This window comes from Treponema putidum, from assembly GCF_024401155.1.
Lineage (GTDB): Bacteria > Spirochaetota > Spirochaetia > Treponematales > Treponemataceae > Treponema_B > Treponema_B putidum.
On the sequence record NZ_CP038804.1, the window covers coordinates 1,151,775 to 1,173,427 of the forward strand.

General features: G+C 38.3%; 18 protein-coding genes, 1 tRNA gene and 1 pseudogene. 4 read left to right on the forward strand and 16 right to left on the reverse strand.

The window, feature by feature from the left end:
- Nucleotides 1-76: 76 nt before the first annotated feature.
- Together E4N74_RS05480 and E4N74_RS05485 are read right to left on the reverse strand one after the other, a co-directional pair.
- Nucleotides 77-748 (reverse strand): ABC transporter ATP-binding protein, encoded by a 672-nt coding sequence (locus E4N74_RS05480; RefSeq protein WP_044979401.1) that lies wholly within the window; start codon nt 746-748, stop codon nt 77-79.
- A gap of 8 nt (nt 749-756) precedes the next feature.
- Entirely contained in the window at nt 757-1,152 is a 396-nt protein-coding gene (locus E4N74_RS05485; protein ID WP_044979402.1) for a DUF4418 family protein, read from the reverse strand.
- 173 nt (nt 1,153-1,325) lie between these two features.
- Between E4N74_RS05485 and sdaAB the strand changes: the two genes are divergently transcribed.
- Together sdaAB and sdaAA are read left to right on the forward strand one after the other, a co-directional pair.
- Nucleotides 1,326-1,988, forward strand: a complete 663-nt coding sequence (gene sdaAB / locus E4N74_RS05490; RefSeq protein ID WP_255819229.1) for an L-serine ammonia-lyase, iron-sulfur-dependent subunit beta — start codon at nt 1,326-1,328, stop codon at nt 1,986-1,988.
- Between the two features lie 18 nt (nt 1,989-2,006).
- Nucleotides 2,007-2,903, forward strand: a complete 897-nt coding sequence (gene sdaAA, locus E4N74_RS05495; protein WP_044979404.1) for an L-serine ammonia-lyase, iron-sulfur-dependent, subunit alpha — start codon at nt 2,007-2,009, stop codon at nt 2,901-2,903.
- 59 nt (nt 2,904-2,962) lie between these two features.
- Here sdaAA and E4N74_RS05500 read toward each other — a convergent pair whose 3' ends face one another.
- From E4N74_RS05500 to ppdK, 6 genes and pseudogenes are all read right to left on the reverse strand, one after another.
- Nucleotides 2,963-3,406 (reverse strand): NfeD family protein, encoded by a 444-nt coding sequence (locus E4N74_RS05500; RefSeq protein WP_044979405.1) that lies wholly within the window; start codon nt 3,404-3,406, stop codon nt 2,963-2,965.
- Nucleotides 3,407-3,466: 60 nt separating this feature from the next.
- The gene (gene rpmE, locus E4N74_RS05505; protein ID WP_044979406.1) at nt 3,467-3,670 is read right to left on the reverse strand and encodes a 50S ribosomal protein L31; all 204 of its coding nucleotides are present in this window, start codon (nt 3,668-3,670) and stop codon (nt 3,467-3,469) included.
- Nucleotides 3,671-3,706: 36 nt separating this feature from the next.
- Nucleotides 3,707-4,972: pseudogene (rho, locus tag E4N74_RS05510) on the reverse strand (transcription termination factor Rho); the annotation flags it as partial.
- A 585-nt stretch (nt 4,973-5,557) separates the two neighbouring features.
- Nucleotides 5,558-5,629: transfer RNA gene (locus E4N74_RS05515), tRNA-Glu, on the reverse strand.
- Between the two features lie 98 nt (nt 5,630-5,727).
- The gene (gene aroH / locus E4N74_RS05520) at nt 5,728-6,102 is read right to left on the reverse strand and encodes a chorismate mutase (protein ID WP_255819230.1); all 375 of its coding nucleotides are present in this window, start codon (nt 6,100-6,102) and stop codon (nt 5,728-5,730) included.
- Nucleotides 6,103-6,194: 92 nt separating this feature from the next.
- Nucleotides 6,195-8,984, reverse strand: coding sequence for a pyruvate, phosphate dikinase (gene ppdK / locus E4N74_RS05525; protein WP_044979410.1), 2,790 nt, complete (start codon nt 8,982-8,984; stop codon nt 6,195-6,197).
- A gap of 95 nt (nt 8,985-9,079) precedes the next feature.
- Here ppdK and E4N74_RS05530 point away from each other — a divergent pair, with 95 nt between their 5' ends.
- Complete coding sequence (locus tag E4N74_RS05530; RefSeq protein WP_255819232.1) at nt 9,080-10,312, forward strand: CapA family protein; 1,233 nt, start codon at nt 9,080-9,082, stop codon at nt 10,310-10,312.
- A 16-nt stretch (nt 10,313-10,328) separates the two neighbouring features.
- Here E4N74_RS05530 and E4N74_RS05535 read toward each other — a convergent pair whose 3' ends face one another.
- The 5 genes from E4N74_RS05535 to E4N74_RS05555 all read right to left on the reverse strand — a co-directional run bounded on the left by E4N74_RS05535 (nt 10,329) and on the right by E4N74_RS05555 (nt 18,579).
- Nucleotides 10,329-11,771: a lyase family protein gene (locus E4N74_RS05535; RefSeq protein ID WP_255819233.1), complete on the reverse strand. Its 1,443-nt coding sequence runs from the start codon at nt 11,769-11,771 to the stop codon at nt 10,329-10,331.
- A 135-nt stretch (nt 11,772-11,906) separates the two neighbouring features.
- Nucleotides 11,907-13,544, reverse strand: a complete 1,638-nt coding sequence (locus tag E4N74_RS05540) for a leucine-rich repeat protein (RefSeq protein ID WP_255806477.1) — start codon at nt 13,542-13,544, stop codon at nt 11,907-11,909.
- 64 nt (nt 13,545-13,608) lie between these two features.
- Nucleotides 13,609-15,192, reverse strand: a complete 1,584-nt coding sequence (gene bamD, locus E4N74_RS05545) for an outer membrane protein assembly factor BamD (protein ID WP_338113409.1) — start codon at nt 15,190-15,192, stop codon at nt 13,609-13,611.
- An 8-nt stretch (nt 15,193-15,200) separates the two neighbouring features.
- On the reverse strand, nt 15,201-15,653 hold the full coding sequence (locus E4N74_RS05550; RefSeq protein ID WP_044979412.1) for a hypothetical protein: 453 nt from the start codon (nt 15,651-15,653) through the stop codon (nt 15,201-15,203).
- The gene (locus tag E4N74_RS05555; protein WP_255819235.1) at nt 15,634-18,579 is read right to left on the reverse strand and encodes an AAA family ATPase; all 2,946 of its coding nucleotides are present in this window, start codon (nt 18,577-18,579) and stop codon (nt 15,634-15,636) included. Before E4N74_RS05555 ends, E4N74_RS05550 begins: the two co-directional genes overlap by 20 nt.
- 119 nt (nt 18,580-18,698) lie before the next feature.
- Between E4N74_RS05555 and E4N74_RS05560 the strand changes: the two genes are divergently transcribed.
- On the forward strand, nt 18,699-19,319 hold the full coding sequence (locus E4N74_RS05560) for a helix-turn-helix domain-containing protein (RefSeq protein WP_044979414.1): 621 nt from the start codon (nt 18,699-18,701) through the stop codon (nt 19,317-19,319).
- A 32-nt stretch (nt 19,320-19,351) separates the two neighbouring features.
- Here the strand turns inward: E4N74_RS05560 and E4N74_RS05565 are convergent, their stop codons facing one another.
- From E4N74_RS05565 to E4N74_RS05575, 3 genes are read right to left on the reverse strand one after another with little or no spacing between them, the layout of a single operon-like run.
- Nucleotides 19,352-19,792 (reverse strand): response regulator, encoded by a 441-nt coding sequence (locus E4N74_RS05565; RefSeq protein WP_044979415.1) that lies wholly within the window; start codon nt 19,790-19,792, stop codon nt 19,352-19,354.
- A 21-nt stretch (nt 19,793-19,813) separates the two neighbouring features.
- Nucleotides 19,814-20,278 (reverse strand): chemotaxis protein CheX, encoded by a 465-nt coding sequence (locus tag E4N74_RS05570; protein ID WP_044979416.1) that lies wholly within the window; start codon nt 20,276-20,278, stop codon nt 19,814-19,816.
- 23 nt (nt 20,279-20,301) lie between these two features.
- The gene (locus tag E4N74_RS05575) at nt 20,302-21,642 is read right to left on the reverse strand and encodes a CheR family methyltransferase (protein ID WP_044979417.1); all 1,341 of its coding nucleotides are present in this window, start codon (nt 21,640-21,642) and stop codon (nt 20,302-20,304) included.
- Nucleotides 21,643-21,653 lie beyond the last annotated feature (11 nt).

The following is a 21,653-nucleotide window of genomic DNA, read 5'->3' on the forward strand; positions in this document are numbered from 1 at the left end:
GCAGAGCATTAGGGTACAATGCTAAATGTTTCGCATTGTATGTTCTTATAAGGTGGTTGCAGTCGGCTCATGTAATTTACGCAGATTCTTTTTTCAGCTTACCGTTATCCATCCGGTAAATATTGCTTTTCTTTTCTAAAATTTCCGAATCGTGGGTTACAATCAAAACGGCGGTTCCCATCTTGTTTACATTATACATAAGGCTCATAACCTGTTTTGCCGTTTCAGTGTCAAGATTCGCCGTAGGTTCGTCTGCAATGAGTAATTTTGGAGAATTCATAAGAGCCCTTGCTATCAGCATTCTCTTTATTTCTCCCCCGGATAAATTTTGAGGCATCTCATTCTTTAAATCGGCAATATCCATCAAATCCAAAAGACTTAAAGCCCTTCCTTCACTGTCGCCGTCCCTGGTAAATAAAAAAAACGGAACCCTTACATTATCAAATACCGAAAGGTTCGGCAAATAAGTTAAAAACTGCGGAACAAAGCCTATTGACTCGTTGCGGTAAAAACTCTTATCGGTATCGTTCATAGATGAAATATCCTTATCTTCAAAAAAAACCTGCCCTTCAGTAGGATCTAAAATACCTGATATCAAATTAAGAAAGGTTGTTTTTCCTGAACCCGAACGCCCTACAATAAATACAAAGTCGGACGATTCAATGTTAAAGTCAACATTTTTTACGGCAAAAAAAGAGTTCTTACCTCTGGCAAAGGATTTGGAAAGAGATTTTGTTTTTAAAAGCATAAGTCTCCTCAGTTATGTTTTTCTTTACGCGAAAGAAAAACATAAACAATGCTTACTGTAATCAAAGCAATAGCCAATAAAATAACTATAGGCTTTGTGTAAACATTGCAGTTCATATTTAAGTTCTTACATGTGCCTATAACAAGAGTTTCAAGCAAAATGAGGCTGCCCCCGATTCCTATATTGTATACGGATATTCCGAAACGGGATTTTTTACAAATAAAAAAAGCAAGGCCGGATAAGGTAATCAGACCGCCCAACAGTCTTACAGCTTCTCCCATCCAATGGCATTTCATAAAACTGCCGTCAGCCTTAGGAGAGCACACATGCGCAAATCCGAACGGAGCAAATAAAACCAATAAGCCGATTATAATAATGAAAATGCTGAATATGTATCTTTTCATTTTTTTTCCTAAGTCTATAAAAATTTAAAACACAATCTTGAGTATATACACATCAAAAAAAATGTCAACCCCATATTACATAAACAATCTTATTTTTATATAAAAACCGGCAAGGTTTTTATATTTACCCTCATATTGACTTCAATAATTTTTTATTATATAATACGCCGAATATGGATGTTTTCGATATTATAGGCCCGATTATGATAGGGCCGTCCAGCTCACATACGGCAGGAGCCGTCAGAATCGGCTATTTAGCAAGAGTGCTTCTCGCAGAACCGGCTGTAAAAGCAAAAGTTTACCTGCACGGTTCCTTTGCCTACACCTATAAAGGACACGGTACCGATAGGGCAATTGCAGCAGGTATTATGGGAATGAAACCTGAAAACGAGCGTATAAGAAACAGCCTAACCCTTGCAAAAGAACAGGGCTTGGATATATCCTTTGAACCTATAGATATTCCTAATGCTCATCCTAACACTGCCTTAATTGAGCTGACAGGGATTGACGGAAAAGAGCTTTCCGTTCAAGGCTCCTCCATAGGGGGCGGGAATATCGTAATTACCAAAATAAACGGAAAATCGGTAGAAATTAGCGGTAAAAACCCTACAATGGTAGTGGAATATCAGGATATTCCGGGAAGAATAGCTGCAATAACAAGTGTAACGGCAAAATACAAGATAAATATTTCGCAAATTCATATAGGCAGGGACTATCGAGGAGGAACCGCTACAATGTGCCTTCAAATGGACGGTTTAAGCGTCGGTCCCGAATTAAAGGAAGAGATTTTGCAAATAGAACACATCTACAATGTCATCCTGATTCAGCCGGTATAATTTTAAAAGGATTAAGCAATGAAAACAATAGAGTATAAAAAAATAGAAGACCTTATACAAAAGGCATCGGAAAATTCTGTAAGAATTTCGGATATTATTTTAGAAGACCAAAGCTCAGCCCTTGAAGAAACTAAGGAACACTGCTTTGAAAGAATGCAGGAGCATTTAAACGTGATGCTTGAAGCAATCGACAAAGGCACAAATCCGGATATACGCTCAACAAGCGGTCTTACAGGCGGAGATGCCTACAAAATATACGAACGATCGGAAAACGGAAAAGCCCTCTGCGGCCCCCTCCTTGCAAACGGAATAAGAATGGCTATGGCCGTTTCGGAATTAAACGCTTCAATGGGAAAGATAGTGGCAGCTCCCACTGCCGGTTCCTGCGGTATTCTTCCAGGTGCAATCGGAGCAGTCCTAAAAACAAAGGATGTAAAAAAAGAAGATGCCGTTATGTCTTTGTTTACGGCTGGAGCTATCGGGATGGTTATAGCTAACACGGCTTCCATTTCTGGAGCTGAAGGAGGATGTCAAGCGGAATGCGGTTCTGCTTCCGCCATGGCAGCAGGAGCTATAGTAGAAATGTGCGGAGGAAGCCCTGAAATGGTAGGCCATGCGACGGCTATTGCCCTTAAATGTATCTTAGGTCTTGTATGCGATCCTGTAGCAGGCTTGGTTGAAGTTCCTTGCGTAAAAAGAAATGCATCAGGTGTAAGTTTGGCTTTTACGGCAGCGGAGCTTGCCTTAGCAGGAATAAAAAGTGCTATTCCGGTAGATGAGGTTATAATTGCCATGAAAAAGGTCGGAGATTCTATGCCTTCATCCTTGCGTGAAACGGCCGAAGGCGGCCTCGCCTGCACAGCTACAGGTAAAAGGCTCCAAAAAGAAATATTCGGACAAAATTTACAATCTTAAGGAAACTTTCTTCAAGCTGACTTTTTTAAAGGCTCCCAAAAACTTTTTAAAAGTAAAAGTTATTTTTCAGTCTTTTCAACAATGTAGGTAAGCCCTTCACGCTTTAGCACCTTTACTACTGATCCTCGAGGAATTTCTTCCGAAAGGGAGCGGGCATTCCATGTTGTACCTTTATACTTTATTCTTCCTTCTTTATTATGAAAAACCGTTTCAATAACATCTGCAAATTCATCATCGGGCTGACTTTTCTTTTTATCGGGATAAAAAACAGTTCCTTTAAAAACAGGAGTGAATTTTTTACGCAAAAAAATCAAAGAAAGGACTGAAAATGCAATGAAGATTATTATTTGAAGCCAGAGAGCTTGGTTAATAAAAGGAATTAAACTGAAAACAGAAGTAAAAATAGCCCCAAAACCGAAGAAGATAATAACAAGACCGGGAATTATAAGTTCCAAGCCTATGCAAAGAACACCAACCAAAAGCCATATCGACCACCATCCCATAAATTACCTCCTAGAAAAAGCATAAGCACGAGAAAACCCGTGCTTAGCCTATAAAGACAATCAGTCTTTAATATTGTAGCGTTTTTTAAAGCGATCAATTCGTCCTGCAGTATCAACAAGCTTTTGTTTTCCTGTAAAAAAAGGATGACACTGCGAGCAGATTTCAACCTTGATATCTTTGGCTGTGGAACGAGTATTTATTACGTTTCCGCAAGCACAGGTAATGGTTGTTTCTTCATATTTCGGATGAATATCTTTTTTCATACAAACCTCCCAAGGTAGTGTTATAATATACAATATTTAGTCTTTTTGTGCAAGACCGGCATTCATTGATTTTAAAAAAGCTTCGTTATTCTTACTTTTATTCATTCTATCGATTAAAAATTCGATAATATCGGCATCATCCATTGAACTGATGAATTTGCGTAATATCCACATAAGCTGCATTTCAGCTTCGGTTAATAAAAGCTCTTCTTTTCGAGTTCCCGAGCGCTTTATATTGATTGCCGGGAATAAGCGGCGGTCTGAAAGTTTTCTGTCCAGGTTTACTTCCATATTGCCGGTTCCTTTAAATTCTTCAAAAATAACCTCATCCATTTTGCTTCCGGTTTCAATAAGAGCTGTAGCTATTATCGTTAAACTTCCGCCTTCTTCGATATTTCTTGCAGCACCGAAAAAACGCTTGGGTTTATGGAGAGAGTTTGAATCCACACCGCCTGATAGTACCTTACCCGAAGTAGGCATCGTCTGGTTATAAGCCCTTGCTAAACGTGTAATTGAGTCTAATAGAATAACAACATCCCTTTTGTGTTCTACAAGGCGTTTTGCCTTTTCAAGTACCATTTCAGCAACTTGGACGTGACGGGTTGCCTGTTCATCGAAGGTAGAAGAAATAACTTCCGCATTTACCGTACGCTCCATGTCGGTAACTTCTTCAGGGCGCTCATCTATCAAAAGAACTATGAGATAAACTTCAGGATGATTGGCAGTAATTGCGTTGGCTATTTTTTGAAGCATTATCGTTTTTCCCGTACGAGGAGGAGCTACAATCAATCCCCGCTGTCCCTTTCCTATAGGACAGAACAAGTTCATAATTCTAGTAGATATTTCCTGAGTAGTTGTTTCAAGGTTTAATTTTTCTCTAGGATAAAGAGGCGTAAGGTTATCAAACGGAATTCGGCGCTGGGATTTTGCAGGCTCATCAAAGTTGACCGTTTCTACTCTTAAAAGGGCAAAATATCTTTCGCCCTCTTTTGGTGAGCGGATTTGACCGTAAACCGTATCTCCCGTTTTAAGATTAAAAAGCCTTATCTGACTGGGAGATACATAAACATCATCAGTTCCTGTCAAATAGCTGTTTTGAGGCGAGCGTAAAAAACCGTATCCGTCAGGAAGGGTCTCTAAAGAGCCTGAGGCAAAAATACTACCGCCTTGATTGGTATGATTTTTAAGAATATGGTAAATAACATCCTGTTTTTTCATTAAGGACAGCTCATCTTCAGGCACACCGTATTTTACAGCCATATCTCTTAAATCATGCATACGCATCTTTGTAAGATCATTTATAATGATTTTAAAAGAAGTATCTGGTTCGGGGATAATTTCATCTTTTTCATCTTGTATATCCCTAGGTAAGCGTTTTTTTGCAGGCAGGCTTGTTTTTTTTGCAGGCTTGGTTTCAACTTCATCAGAAGAATTTACCGTTCTTTTTCTTCCTCGTGAACGGACAACAACTTTTTTTTCAAGAATTTCATCGTCTGCTTCTTTGTTTTGCTCAATTCTTGTTTGTTCTACAGCAGCTTGAATCTCATTTGCCGTATTAACAGATAGGTCATCAGTCTGTTCATCGGATGTACTAATAACCAAATCTTCATTAGAGTTGCTCCCCGTATCAAACAAGGAATCCTCAGAAACTTGCGGCAAAGCTTTTCTCTTTCTTATTGTCATCGGATTTTTCTCCTCTGCTAGTAACTTAAATATATCATTCTAAAATTCAGTATTCGGCCAAAGGAACCGAAAAAGATATGTAAAAATGATGAATTGTTACTATTGACTAGATTTTTAGCTTAACAAATTTATTTTTTTTTGTCAAGTAAAGCTTTTTTAGTTTTAAAATTGCTAAAAAATACCCCCGATATTATCGAGGGTATCCATCTCCTAGGGGAATTGAACCCCTGTTGTCGGGATGAAAACCCGATGTCCTAACCACTAGACGAAGGAGACAAGGTAAAACGCATAGCGTTGATGGAATTGGACTATACCATATTTTTATAATTATGTCAAGTAAAAATTAGAGCAAAATTACATAAATTGTCAAGAATTTAGCCTATATTTCTTATCAAATCAGGTCTTAAAACCTCGGCTCCGCCGATATAAACAGGCTGCGGACTTCTCCTAGAATAATAATAAATTAAAATCCTAATAGTTTTGGGTAAACTGTCTTCCATGCAAGGTTCTAAAGCACAAAACAGGGCTGTGTTTTTGGCAAAACCCCGTTTACGTAAAGCCGTTGCAGGATTTAAGGCCTTTATGTCACAGGTAACCGTAAATTGTATTGAAACCATGTTTTTTTCAGATATGGAATTTTCTTTTAATATTTGGCTATAAAGATTTACAACCGCCGAAGATATACCGACTTCACTGTCTTCACAGCATACGGCCCCGCGCACTGCTCTTAATTTTTTTATCAAAGTCATTTTTATTTAAATCTTTAACTAACAGCACTTACAAAAGCACTGCAACAGCACTGCACTTTGCTTATTAACAAAATGCAGTGCCTCAAAACTAATTATTTTTTAGCAGGTTGTTTAGCCGCTTTAGCTTTTGTTTTTTCGGAAGACTTTGAAGTTTTAGCAGCCTTTGCCGGTTCTTTTGCACCGGTCTTAGGTTTCAAAGCTTCAACTTCGGCCTGAGCTGCAGCAAGCCTTGCTATAGGAACACGTAATGGCGAGGCTGAAACATAGTCCATTCCTGCCTTACAGAAAAACTTAACCGAATTTAAGTCTCCTCCGTGTTCACCGCAAACGCCGATTTCCAAGTGTTTTTTAACTTCCCTTCCCTTTTGAATAGCGGAAGCTACCAGCATACCGACCCCTTCTTGATCCAAGGACTGGAAAGGATCAGCCTTAAATACGCCGGCCTTGTTTTCATCTACATATTCAGGTAAGAATTTACCGGCATCGTCACGGCTTATACCGATAGTCATCTGTGTAAGGTCATTTGTCCCGAAGGAGAAAAATTCAGCATATTCTGCAATTTTGTCTGCAAGAAGGGCGGCTCTCGGAGTTTCAATCATAGTTCCGACCATGTATTTAAGTTTTTTATCCTTAGCCTTTTTCTCTATTATGTCATCTGCTACCTTGCGTACTTGTTTTTCCAAAATCTTAAATTCCTTTGCATCTATTGTAAGAGGAATCATTATTTCGGGTAAAACATCTATTCCTTTCTTTTGAACCGTGCAGGCTGCATTTATAATGGCGGTAACCTGCATCTCAAGAATTTCAGGATAGGTGATGCTCAAACGGCAGCCCCTGTGTCCCAACATAGGATTAGCTTCGGTAAGCTGATCTACGCGGTTTTTAACGCTGGCAAAACTTATATTAAGCTTTTCGGCTAGTTTTTGCTGGCCTTCCTTATCATGAGGAACAAATTCGTGTAAGGGCGGATCTATTAAGCGGATTGTTACGGGATAACCGTTCATAGCTTTAAAGATGCCTTCAAAATCCTTTGTCTGATATGGAAGCAGTTTTTTTAAAGCCTTTTCTCTTGCTTCCTTGTTTTCGGCAATAATCATCTCGCGGATTGCCTCTATTCGGTTTTCATCGCTAAAGAACATATGTTCTGTTCGGCAAAGACCTATACCTTGAGCACCATGTCCTATAGCGATCTTTGCATCTTCGGGTGTATCCGCATTTGTTCTTACTTTAATTTTGCGGATTTGATCAACCCATTCCATAATTTTTTTATAGGCTGCAGGAGGTTTAGGCGTAATTAAGGGTAATTCGCCCTTATAAACAGCACCCTTTGAGCCGTCCAAGGTTATATAATCGCCTTCTTTTAAGACAATGCCCTTGGCCGAAATTTCCTTTTTTTCATAGTCGATTCTTAAATTCTCGCAGCCTACTATACAGCATTTACCCCAGCCTCTTGCTACAACAGCTGCATGGCTGGTTTTTCCGCCGGTTGCGGTTAGAATACCCTCTGCCGCATGCATACCGCCTACATCTTCGGGGCTTGTCTCATGGCGCACTAATACGGCTCTTTTTCCGTCCTTTGAAGCAGCCTCTGCAGCTTCTGCCGAAAGACAAATTATACCGCAGGCAGCACCGGGAACGGCGGGAATACCGTCAACAAGGTGAGAGCTTTTTATTTCGGCGGCTTTAGAATAATCCAAGGCCTTGTAGAAGACGCCTTCAATATCCGAAGCCTTAATACGGGCAACAGCATCTTCCTTTGTTATAAGTTTTTCTTCAACCATATCTACAGCCATCTGGAAAGCTGCCGCAGGAAGTCTCTTACCGGTTCGGCACTGGAGCATGTATAATTCTCCCTCCTCAACGGTAAATTCCATATCCTGCATATCCTTATAATGCTTTTCAAGTATTTTGCGGGCATCGCAAAGTTTTTTATAAGCGGCGGGATCCTTTTTTGCGAATACATCCAGTTTAATAGGAGTTCTGATTCCTGCAACAACATCTTCTCCTTGTGCATTAAACAAATATTCGCCGTAAAAATCGTTTTTACCGGAATTCGGGTCGCGTGTAAAACAGACTCCCGTGCCTGAATTATCTCCTTTGTTTCCGAAGACCATCTGCATAACGTTTACAGCCGTACCTCTGATACCTACAATGTTTTCAACCCTTCTGTAAGTAACAGCCTTATCGGACATCCAAGAACCGAATACGGCTCCGATAGCTCCCCAAAGCTGCTTTATAGGATCTTGCGGAAAAGTAGATTTTATTTCTTTTTCATAGAGCTTTTTAGATCTGTCAATAACTTCTTGTAATTCGGGTTCATTAACATCGGTATCCGAAACCTTTGCCGTTTGAGCAAGATTAAGGCGTTTTTTTGTCTTTTTTTCTTTTACGTCATCAAAAATTTTATCGAATTTTTCCCGTTCAATATTCATTGCCGTAGAACCGTACATCAAGATAAACCTACGGTAAGCATCCAAGGCAAACCTTAAATTTCCCGTCTTTTCGGCCAAACCTTGAACGGATTGGTCGTTTAAACCTAAGTTCAAAATTGTCTCCATCATTCCGGGCATCGAAACGGGAGCTCCCGATCTAACCGAAACCAAAAGAGGATCTTTTTTGTCCCCAAGTTTTTTTCCGGTAATTTTTTCCAGTTTTGAAAGATAAGATTCGACTTGAGTTTTTAGTTCTGCAGGATATTTTCTGTTATTTTTATAATACTCTTCGCAAACCTCGGTTGTAATAGTAAATCCTGCAGGAACGGGAAGGCCTATAGCCGTCATTTCGGCCAAACCGGCACCCTTGCCTCCCAAGATATCTTTCATAATACCATTACCTTCGGCGCTACCTCCGCCAAAAAAATATACATATTTTGACTTTGCCATTGCATTGTCCTCCTTGAACATTGAACAATTATTACAATATATTGATATATTGTATCTTGTATAATATCAATTGTCAATGTATAATCATAGTAATTATGAAAAAAAATCTTAAGTATTATTTATTTTTATTTATAACAGCAGCGGTTTTTATTTTAAATTCCTGTAATTCAACTGAAATTCCGGAATCGAAATTACCTAAAAAAGAAGATGATATAAGCAAACTTATTTTAAGCTTTTCAGGTGATATTATGGCTCATGATGTCAATTTTAAAATGAAAGACTATAATCGAATTTACGATGATGTCAGGGATATTCTTTTAAATGATGATTTGAGCTTTGGAAATGTGGAAACACCGGTCTGTGAAGAAAGGCCTCTTTCAACCTTTCCATGTTTTAATATACATAAAGATTATCTAAAGGCTGCGGTGGATGGGGGCTTTGATGTCTTTTCCTTTGCCAATAATCACACCAATGATCAAGGTATTCAAGGAATAGATGGAACAATTAAAAGTTTTAATGCTTTAAAAGACGAGTACAAAAATAAGGAAATTTTTTCTTCGGGTTTAAAAAATAAAGAGGATGAAGATTTTAAACCTGTCTTAATCGAAAAAAAAGGCTGGAAGATTTTATTTTTATCCGTAACGGAGCTGATAAACTCACACGGCAAATCAAAGAATAGGCTTTATTACTCCGAGCCCACAAAGGCAGGAAGGGAAAAACTTCTTTTATCCATAAAAAAAATGAGGGAAGAAAATCCTTGCGATGTTTTGATTCTATCTCTTCATCTAAACGAAGCGGAATACGGTCTTAAAGTTTTAGAGAGTAAAAAGGCATGGTTTAAAGCTTTAGCCGCCGCCGGAGTAGATGTAGTTTGGGCTCATCATCCCCATGTTTTACAGGATTGGGAGCTTTCAGAGGTGGAAATCTTAACCGATGATTCCAAAAAAGATATTATTCAAATCAATAAAGGAGAGAATAATGAACCTCTTGATTCTTTGCTCACACATAAAAAAAATGCTTTTTTTATGTACTCTATGGGAAATTTTATTTCAGGCCAAAGGTGGAAGGTAAACTACGCCGATCCGGCCTATTACAGGGAATACACGGGAGATTCAATAATAATGCAGTTAAGCTTAAAAAAAATCAACGGCATCTTGCAGTCAGAAATGGACGCTGCCCCTATTTTAATTACAAACTATAATGAAAAAGATGCACCCGTAATAAAACGCTTTACACAAGAATGGGTTGAGAGTCTTCCTGAAAAAGAAAAGGCCTATTATCTTAAAAGGCTTGAACTTATGAGGGCATACTTACCTAAGTTAAAATAAAAAGTTTAGATAAAACTTACATTAAGGCCTTATATTTTTCGGCCAAAGCTTTTGCCTTTACGTTTGCAAGGCCTCGGTAACGTTCAGGGTTTGCAAAAAACTCTTCAGGCTTATCAAAATTAAGCTCTTTTAGTCTAGCCGTAACAAGGGCAAATACCTTTTCTTCGGCTTTTAAGGCCTCATAAAAACTTATCTTTTGATTTTCGGCAGCAAGGGTAATCTTGCGTATCACTTCGTGGGCATCGGAAACGCCGCATTCCGCCAAAAGGATATAAGCAGGCTCGGCCATAACGCCTCCCCTAACCTTTCCGCCTCCCTGTAAAAGGTTTTTAAGCATGTTTTCCTTATCGGCCTGTAAGCCCTTTAAGATTGAATTCATGCGGTTAAAGGCCAAGGCAAGGCCTGTCAGATAATCGGCTATAAACCTTTGGCTTGCAGAGTTGGATAAATCCCTTTGGTGCTCCGAGATTTGGTCCATATAAAAACTCATCACGCGTGGAGAAAATGTCTTCCACAAGCTTTTTACATGCTCGGAGTTCCATGGGTTACGTTTTTGAGGCATGGTGGAAGAACCTACCTGTGTTGCACTAAAATATTCAAAAACCTCCCCTATCTCGGTTCTTTGCAAATTGCGTAAATCGTCTGCAAGGTTTGCAATTATGCCGAAGGAAATATTTGCTTCAAGAAGGAGGCGGAGCATGTATTCGGGCTCCACAAGCTGATGAGAATATTCGGAAGGCTTTAAACCGAGGTAATCAAGATAGATTTTTTCAAATCGCATTGGATCGGAAACTATTAAAGAAGCCGCATTATAGGCCCCTACGGCTCCGGCAAATTTTCCGCGTAAATCTTTTACAAGCTCTTCCATTTTTAAAATCGACTTGCCTAAACGGGCTACATATTCTGAAACGGCGTAACCGAAGGTAATCGGAACCGCATGCTGACCGTGAGTACGCCCTACCTGAGGCGTTTCAGCCTCTCTTTCGGCTATATCGCAAAGCAAAAGCTCGGTTTTCTTTAAAAGAGGAATTATTACCTTTATGACAGCATCCCTTATCCTCATAGAAAAGGCTGTGTCGAGGATGTCTGCACTGGTAGCCCCAAGGTGAACCAAAGGAGCGATATTTTCCGGAACTTTTTTCTTTAAGACATTTACCAATGCCCTTATATTGTGCTGGGTTTTATGTTCTTCTTCATAAACTTCGGAAGGATCGATATTTAAGGCAATATCGTCCAAGGTTTTTTCAAGCTCGCTGCTCAGTTTAGGAAGTAAAGAACCTTTTTTTTCTTCTGCGATTTTAAGATGAGCTTTTACGAGAGCCATTTCAGCCATGGCACAATAAACAATACCGGCTTCTTCCGATAAAAAAGCCGAAAGCTCATCATAAAGGCCTCCTTGCGGAAGGGAATAACGGTGATCTATCGGTGATATATTTTTAAAAATACTTCTAGTTTCCATAGGCAATATAATGACCTAAAGAAGATGTTTAGTCAAGCGGTTTAAAATCGGCTTATACAAGTTTTATTCATCATAAGAACTAGGAGCATCAACACTATCTTTGAGCAGTTTTTAACCTTTTCTACTTTTTTGATTCTAAAAAGACTGTTCACCGACTTTGGTAAGATTTGTACAGCCGTAAAAAGCCTCTTCACCGATTTCAATACGATTTGTACAAGCAGAAAAGTCTACTTTTGCTAACTTAATACATCCGGAGAAAGCCCATTCACCGATTACGGTAAGATTTGCAGGTAAGCGGACCTCAGCTAAGCCGGTACAACCGTCAAAAGCCCATCCTTCGATTTCGGTAACGGTATCAGGTATGAAAATCTGTGTAATGCCTCCGGCGGCACATATAAGTTTTTTCATATTTCTTGTGTATATCACATTATCCTTACTGTAATAGGTTGTATTTTCCGGGGCGACTATCAACTTACGTAAATTGCCACAATCTGCAAAAGCCCCTTTACCTATTGAGTTGAGGCTTGCAGGTAAGCGGACTTCAACTAAACCTGTACAGCCGTCAAAAGCCCAGTAACCGATTTTAGCAAGACTTGCAGGCAAGCGGATTTCAGTTAAGCCGGTACAGCCTAAGAATGCCCATCTGCCAATGTCTACAAGACCTGTACAGGCAGAAAAATCGATTTCCGTTAAAGCAGTACAATCATAAAAAGCATTCTCAGCAATTTTTTTAACCTCGGGAGGAAGCACAAGCTTTCCTTGCAGTTTTGTTTTATCGGTAATTCCGGTAAGCGTACCGTCTTTATCGATAACCAGTAAGGGGTTATTTTGTGCTTCTAATTCTTTAAGCCTTGCTTGAGCCTCAGCCAGTCCCTGATCCGCAGCTTTCCCAAACCATTCGGCAGCTTTTTTATAATCTTTTTTTACTCCTATTCCTTGATAATACAGCCAGCCGAGACTAAACTGTCCTTCAGCATCCCCTTTTTCAGCTGCTTTACGGTGCCAGTAGACGGCTTTTTCATCATTTTGCTGAACTCCAACACCATTGTGATACATCCAGCCGAGTTTATTTTGAGCCTTAGCCAGTCCTTGTTCCGCTGCTTTAAGGTACCATTCAGCGGCTTGTTCATGATCTTTTGCAAGGCCTAGACCATCGTAGTACATATTTCCAAGATTAAACTGAGCCTCTGCAAGTTCCTTTTCAGCAGCCTTACGATACCAATAAACGGCTGACTCATAATTTTGATCTATTCCTCGTCCTGTTTTATACATAAAACCAAGATTATTCTGTGCCTCAGAAAGTTCCTGTTCAGCGGCTTTACGGTACCAGTAGACGGCCTGTTTATAATTTTGCTCTACACCCCATCCTTCCTTATACATAAACCCAAGACTGTTTTGTGCCCATGCATGTTCTTGTTCAGCGGCCTTGCGGTACCAGTAAAAGGCTTGTTTATAACTTTGCTCTACGCCCTTTCCTTCTAAAAACATATCTGCGAGATTGTTCTGAGCTAATATATGCCCTTGTTTGGCTGCTTTAGTATACCAGTATGCCGCCGTTTCGTAATTCTGAGTTACACCCTTACCCTCAAAATATAGGCCGGCAAGTTTGTTCTGTGCTTCGGCAAGTCCTTTTTCAGCTTCTTGCTGAAGTGCCCGTATTTCATCAGTTTCATCTGCAGTAAGAGGGCTTACACATAACAACGGCAGCATAAATACTACCGTCATAATAAAAACCTTTATAAAGATTAATTCTTTTTTCTTTATTTGTTTCATTTTAAACACTCCCCAAAAGTCCATATACACATGATAACTTTTTACTTTATATCCATGATAAGTTTTACTTTATATCGATATAGAATTTTTTGATATATCTTATTCTTGCATCTGCCTTGTCCCAGAATTTGCTTTCAGGATAGGCCTTAGTCAGAGTCTGATAGGCTTCTAAAGCTTTTTTTACATTTTTATTGGAGCCGTTCAACTCATAGGCTTGGCCTCGTAAAAATAAGGCTTCATCCAAATTTTCCGAGTAGTTTTTAAAAAAATCTTCTGCCGAATTTAAAGCATTTGCTGCATTTCCTTCAGAAATATAGCCTCTTATCGTGTCTAATAACTCGGAAGCCGATTTAAGATTCTGTCCGGTTGATTCGGGTTTTTCAGCTACGGTTAAAAGATCGGGAGAATCATAAACTTTTGAATTATCATTTTTTGTAGATGAAGCCTCAGATTCCTTTTTAGATTCGTTTTCACTCCCAATATTGTTTTTTTTATCAATAAGACTGTCTTTCAGACTGTCTTTCAGACTGTCTTTTTTTTCAAGTTCTTTTGCCGTGTTTACCTCTCCTTTATAGTCCGGAGCCTTAACCGTATTATTCAGTTTTGTTTTTGCCTTTTCAACATGAACTGCAATAGAATCCGAAATAAAATTATCCGAAAAAACATCAAAATGCGAAAAATTAAGAATATATGAACCTTCATCTAAGGCTCCAAAGTGGAATGTAGAGGTACCGTTTTGAAGTTTTCTTTGCTGATATTTTATACCTTTTTGTGCAGATGTTTCACCTAAGTATACCCAACCCTCTCCGGGGTATACAACTTCAAGCCTCTGTCCCGTATACAGCTTTACTGAACGGGAAGCTCTTTCTTCTTTTGTTTCATCGGGTTCGGTACTTGGAAATTCCGAAAAAACACGGGAAGGTTCTAAATCTTCAGCCTTTTCTTCATTTACAACATCCATATTGGAATTATCTTTATTGGAATTGGAATTATCCTTATTGGACATATCGGAAGTTTCTAAAGAAGATTCTGAAATAGGGGCTGAAAGAGCAGAATCCGAACTTATTACAGTTTCTTTATCATCCGGTAAAACAATCTTATTGGAATCACCGGCAGGTTCTAATTTTTGTTTTTCATCCTTATCTTTTTCGTTAATATTTAGTAAAGTTTCCGGATTATTTTTAGGTCGACTGCTAGGCCGACCGTCAGGTTGACCGTTCGGCAGGTCTTGTATACTTATGACCGTCTTATCGGAGGCTTGAGAATCCAAAGTTTCAGCTTCTTTAGCATTGGACTCACCACTAGGTAAGGCCGGCTCATCTTCAGCATCAACTATCAACTCCAAGGCCGGTTTATCGCTGATAGGTTTAGGGTCGGAAACGGAAGTTTCCGAATCGGCTTCAATCTTTGGTACGGAATCCTTGAGAGTACCATTATCCTCGGCAGAGTCGGTATGGGCTTCATTGGCGGTTTTAACATCCTTGACTGCCTCAATACCTGCCTCTTTATCCGTTTCAGTTTTGGGTTCATTGACTGCAATATCTTCAATCTTTTTATCCTCTGCCGAATTTTCACCCGTATTTTTTTTTGTACTTGCACAAGAATTTAAAAAAATAAAAATCAAAAATAAGACTAATATAAAACGCATTGAAAATTTCACGGGGCATCCTCCAATATCTTATCGGTAAGTTTTTTATTCTGTTTATGCAGTTCCTCCATATCTTTTTCGGTAGGAGGTTCATACCAATAATCCGCCTCCTCTTTTTCCCATATTTTACGCTGTTCCCGTGAAAACTGAATAGGAGGAAGGTGAAGGGGTTCATCTATAATTTGCAGTTTATCGACATCTATTTTACCGGACTTAAAATCTGAAGTATCGGATGATAAAACAGATCTCTTCATTTCAGAATATGATGCATTATCATTGTATGAGCCATCATCTTTGTATGATGCATCATCTTTTTTTTGTAAAACTAAAATCAAAAGGAGACTTAATATTAAGATAAAAATCAAAACACATACAACTATTATAACCGTTTTTCTGTTATGAAAAAAAGAAGCTTTTATGTTTTTTAAAATACCGCTTATTTTACTCTTGAGGTCTATCATCGTTTTCTGGAATTTCCTCCTCATCGTTTACCGTTTTTATCCTTTTAGGCGGATGAGGCGGTATATAGACACCCTCCTCCGGTTCAACATCTTCTTCTACAAAGGGCTCGTCAACCAAGTCCATAGTTTTTGATTCGAGGTCTGATTCGTTATCCAGCCTTATAGCTATAACCTTTGAAACACCCGATTCTTCCATCGTAACACCAAGCATGGCATTTGCCCCCAAGACAGTCTTTTTATTATGGGTTATAACTATGTATTGACTGACATTCGCGAATTCACGGAGAGTCGTAACAAAGCGGGTTACATTTTGCTCATCGAGGGCTGCATCAATTTCGTCAAGAAGACAGAATGGAGACGGCTTTACCATATAGGTTGCAAATAAGAGTGCTACGGCAGTCATAGATTTTTCTCCGCCTGATAATAGGCTGATATTTTCAAGTTTTTTTCCGGGAGGCTGTGCAAAAATTTCTATTCCCGATTCAAGCACATTTTTAGGATCGGTTAAGCGTATTTCCGCCCTTCCTCCGCCAAAAAGTCTCCTAAACATATTATGAAAATTCTTTTTAATCTTGTTATAGGTATCCAAAAAAAGTTCAGTGGATTCGGCCGTAATCTCGTCCGTAATTCTTTGTAAGTCTGCACGGGCCTTATCAAGATCGCTTATATGTTTAGTTAAAAATTCATAGCGTTCTTTAACGCTTTCAAATTCTTCAGGAGCCATAAAGTTTACTCTTCCCAAGGAATCAAGTTTTTGTTTAATATTTGAAAGGCTATCCCTCAGTTCACTTACAGAAGAAGTAAGAGTAAACATTCTCTCTTCAAACTCCATAAGCTCTCTGGAATGTTTTTCCCTGAAATTTTCTTTTGTATTACGGATATCGGCTTCGATCCCTGCAATATCTAAGTGAAACTTTTCCAAAAGAGAGTTTGCTTTTGAAAGCTCTGCAGTAAGTTTGTCAACCTTTCCTCTCTTACTTGCAAGGTCGGAGTTTTTTATCGAGATTTCGTTTTCAAGTTTTTCAAGCTCGGCATTTATTTTTCTTCCCTCATATTCCAAAGAATTTATCTCGCCCTCAAGTTCCGAAATATCTTCTTCCGTTTGCTTTAACTGTTTTTCTTCGGTAAAAAATTCGTTTTCAAGGTCATGAAGAGTTTTTTTCTCTGAAGAAAGTTGACGTTCTAAAAGCTTAACCTGATCTTCTGCATTTTTTGCCTGAGCATCTACCTTTGCCCTATTTACACGCAAGTCTTCAAGTGTCTTACGGTAATCGTTTATCTTGATGGAAAGTTCATTATTTTCTTCGATAAGTTCCGCAATCTTAGCACGGTTATTTTCGATAGATTGCCTGTTTTCCAAAATAGCGGTATCGACGGCTCTTTTTTTTGTAATAATACCTTCCGGAGCCAAAAATTCGTCAATAAATCCGGCCGAAGATTTTTTGTATTTTTCAAGAGAATTTTGAATTTCATCGCTTATGGATAAAAGTGAAGAAAAACTTTGAACGGAGTCTTCTGCGAATTTTTTTACATCATCTGCAGAATGATTTTCTATCGACGCAAAGTCGGAAAATATGGCTTTTTTTCCTGCAATTAAAACTCTTAACCGATTTAAAGTTTCATCCAATTCTTTTTCGGCCTGCAACTTATTTGCAGAAGAATAACCGGCCGATCTCAAATTTTTATCAAGCTCAGTAACAATATCTTCGGTTATGGATTTTAATTCAAGCTCCATGTCCCCTCTCATATCGTCAAGCCGTTTGATATCGTCTTCAAGAACTTTTACGGCCGCCTTGTTTGAAGTAATTTTATGACCTGCTAAATCTATATTTTTTTCAAAGTCTTCGGCATTTTTTTCTATTGCAGAAACTTGTTTTTTAAACTCAAAAACATCGGCATTTTTTTCCGAAATATCGTCTTCAAGGCTTTCAATATTTTCCTTGATTGAAGAGGTCTTTGCCTCAAGCTGATTAAGCTTTAGTTTAAGTTCCGAACGGCGTTTACTGTAAATTTGGACTTGTTCTTGTTTCCCTTTTTGCTCTATAGCTAAGTTTAAGACCTTTGTCCTATAAGCATTAAACTTCTCTTCCATTTCATTTACAATATCCATATTTTCGGAAAGGAGTCCGTGAATACCGTCAATTTGAGCCTGTATTGAATCTCTTTTTTCAGAGGCTTCTTTTAAGCTTTGTTTTTTTGCTGCAAGGCTGTCCACAAAACTTTTTAAGCGCAAAAGCTGAATATCCCTTTCATGTTCAAAAACCGAATCCTTTAACTCACGGTATTTAATCGTTTGTTCCGACTGAATTTTTAAAGTATCATAAGATCTGCGGACTTCGGCCAAAGCAGCTTCAATCTGTTTCATATTTTCTTGGGTTTTTTCAAGCTTTCTTTCCGCATCCTGTCTTTTTATCTTAAATTTGGTTATACCGGCAGCTTCTTCAAAAAGATAACGCCTTTCCTCAGGTTTGCTCGAAAGTATCTGATCAATTTTACCCTGCTCCATAACGGAATAAGCAGCCTTTCCGACACCCGTATCCCAAAAAAGCTCTCTAATTTCGCGCAGTTTTGCCGATTGATTATTTATAAAGTATTCGCTTTCCCCTGACCTATAAAGCCGCCTCTTTATCGCTATTTCGCTTAAGTCTAAATTCAAAAGGCCTTTTTCATTACTTATTGTCAAAGTTACTTCTGCAACATTGAGTTGATTCCTTTTTTCGGTACCGTTAAAGATAACGTCTTCCATTTTGTCGGCCCTTAAAGTACGGGACGATTGCTCCCCAAGAACCCACTTTACGGCATCTACTACATTACTCTTTCCGCAGCCGTTGGGCCCCAGAAGGGCTGTTATACCATCTGCAAATTCAATTTTTACTCTATCGGGAAAGGACTTAAATCCGAAAATTTCAAGACTTTTAAGAAACATAAACAGAGCATCCTTTTAACATATACATATAAAGGATTATACAATTTATTTGCTTGTTTGTCATTAGGAATTGAAAAATTTTTAAAGGATAGGAGAGTTTTTCCGATAATGAAAACATTATGAAAGTATTGATTTTTGATAGAAAAATAGAAACTCTGGCTTTTTTATGTGAAAAGCTGGAAAATCATGGTATTATAACTATTGCTGCAGAAAACGGCAGTAAATTTATATGTAATTATTTAAACAGTGAATTGGATGCAATTATAGTAGCCAAAAAAGAATTGGATCATTATGGTTTAAATGTCTCTCAATTAATAAAAAAAATACACAAAGATATTACAATTTGCAGTTATCTTCATGAAAATTACCACAATATAACAAAAATCCACATATCAAGTTCTTCTAATACGTCCGAAATTATCAGAGGAAACGAAAAAACTCTTCAAGTTGTTCTTTCAAAATGTAAAAAAAGAGCTAATCTTAATAAAGACTATATTTATAGCTTACCTAAAAAATCAGGAATATTACTCAAACATTTAATAATCAACAAGGCAGGCGGCCTAAGCGACGAAGATATAAACATCATATTCTGGGGAGAAAAAAATCCTTTAAAGAAAAACAGCATTTATAATCATGTCTATAACTTAAAAAAATCATTAAAAAAAAGTTTTAATAACACATACACTATTCTCAAAACAAATAAGCGTTATAGACTGATAAAAATAAAAAAAGAGGCTTAAACAATCATAGTCAAGCCTCTCTTTAAATAAGGTTAGGAAATGCCTAAAACACCGGCAACACGCTCTAAAACCTTTTTACGGTCAAGCGGCTTTACGATATAGTTCTTTGCTCCAAGCAGGAGGGCTTTTTTTACAAGCTCTTCCTTTCCTAGAGCACTTATCATAACTACTTTGGCATTTTTATCAAAGGCCATAATCTGCTCTAAAGCGGTCAGACCATCCATTTTAGGCATTGTAATATCCATTGTTACCAGGTCAACATTGGGACATAACTCTTTATATTTTTCAACGCCCTCAAATCCGTCAACAGCCGTAGCAGCAACTTCATAGCCCTCACTAGTCAATATTTGTCCTATTTGCTTTGTAACAAATATAGAATCATCAACAACCAAAATTTTGTAAGGTGTTCCATCCGGTTTTTTCCCTTCAGGTGCCCTCTCGTTAATATTGGGAAAGTCCTGTTTCGATATCATAATAAAACTCCTTTAATTTTCTTATACTCTGTCACGAATTGCAACATTGATTTCTACTTTACCCTGAGGAGCAGTCATCGGAACGATTAAAGCCTCAATGTCGTTATTGGATATCTTCATATTTTCACCCGTAAAAAGAGCCGGCGGAGTTAAGTCAAACTTAAATCCCAAATCATGAAGCTTTGTAACAGCCTGAGCCGTAATAAGATTAGCTAATTCCGTGATTGTTGCCCTGGCAAGTTCATCAAATTCGGCCAACTCTTCATTATTCATAGCCGAAGCAATCTTCAAAGCCGTATCTAAAGTCATGTCAAATATAACACGCCCCTCTACATCGCCGGCAAGACCGACGATTGCAGCCACTCCCATAACCGGCATACATGTCGATTTTAGGTACAAATCTCCGCGTTTCACATCTTCACTTAAAACTTGTGAAAGGATATTGTACGCAGCTTCGCTAAACGGATTAATATACTCTACACGCATTTATTTCTCCTTATCCTTTATATTTATTCTTTTGTAAAAATAACAATATCACCGGCACTGTTTCTAAGCCAACCATCCTGTTTAGGCATTGCTTCATTATGACCTAGGATTATAAGGCCCGAATTCTTTAATTTTTCCCTAAACTCCTCTATAAGAGTTCTTTGAACATTGGGATTTAAAAAAGAAAGTACATCCCTTGCTACAATTATGTCTATATCGGGAACGGAATTTTGATGAGAACAGTCATGATACTCAAAAAGAATCATATCTTTTATTTCTTTTGAGAATGTCAAACTGCCCGAAGCGGTCTTAGTAATATAGGATTCATAGATTCCCGACGCAATATCTTCAGGAACCGGAAGCATTGGAGCATTGGAAATAGCCAACAAATCAGAATCATTTGCAAAGATTTTTATATGTGCACGCGGATAACGCATTCTCAATAGAACGGCAAGGCTATAAGCCTCATATCCAGGTCCGCATCCTATGCACCACGCATTGATTACGGCAGAAGTATTCTCGGGAAGCATTTTATAATAAGCATTTATATAGGCCTCGCTCCAAAAACTCTTTGTAAAAGGCGATAAGAAAGAAGATAAGAAATCTCCCGCATCTTTTTCGGATTGAATCTGCAAATTTCCTGAAGTACGCATATCCTTCCATTCCAAATATCTTTCTTTTACCCAAGCTTCATTAATGGCAGAAACATAAAATTTACCCATAGCCGACAAGGTATCACCGATAAATTTTATATCCAGATTTTCAGCCGATTGATTTACCTGTGCTTTTACAGGTTCTTTTACCGTACCGGCTGTAACAGGAGGCAAGGTTTCTTCAACTTTCTCTTTTTGACGTGAAGCAAATATCTTGTCTACATCAAGAAGAATGTACAAATGGCCTCCGTTTTCCACTACACCGTGAATATATTTAATATTTATATCACCGAAAATAGGATGGGGCGGCTGAATAGTACTGCTGGATACTCCGACAACCTTATCGATAAAATCTACTACCACTCCGAAGGTTTGATCCTGCACATTTATAATTACCATACTTTCAGGTTGATTTTTTTTACGGGCAGGTACGGGAATATTAAAGAAAATACGCAAATCAATTATAGGGATAATATCACCGCGCAAATTATATACACCCAGCACAAACGGAGAAGTATTGGGCACATAAGTAAAGTTTCCGGCCTTTGCTATTTCCTTAACACGCATAATATCTATTGCATAATCCTTACCGGCAAGCGAAAAGGTTACCATCTTAAAATCAACAACAAGAACCTGTTCATGAAGAGAATCGGCTTCGCCGCTGCTTATATCCGTATTTGTTTTTAATTTTAATTCTTTTGTTTCTTCCATAACAAATCCTC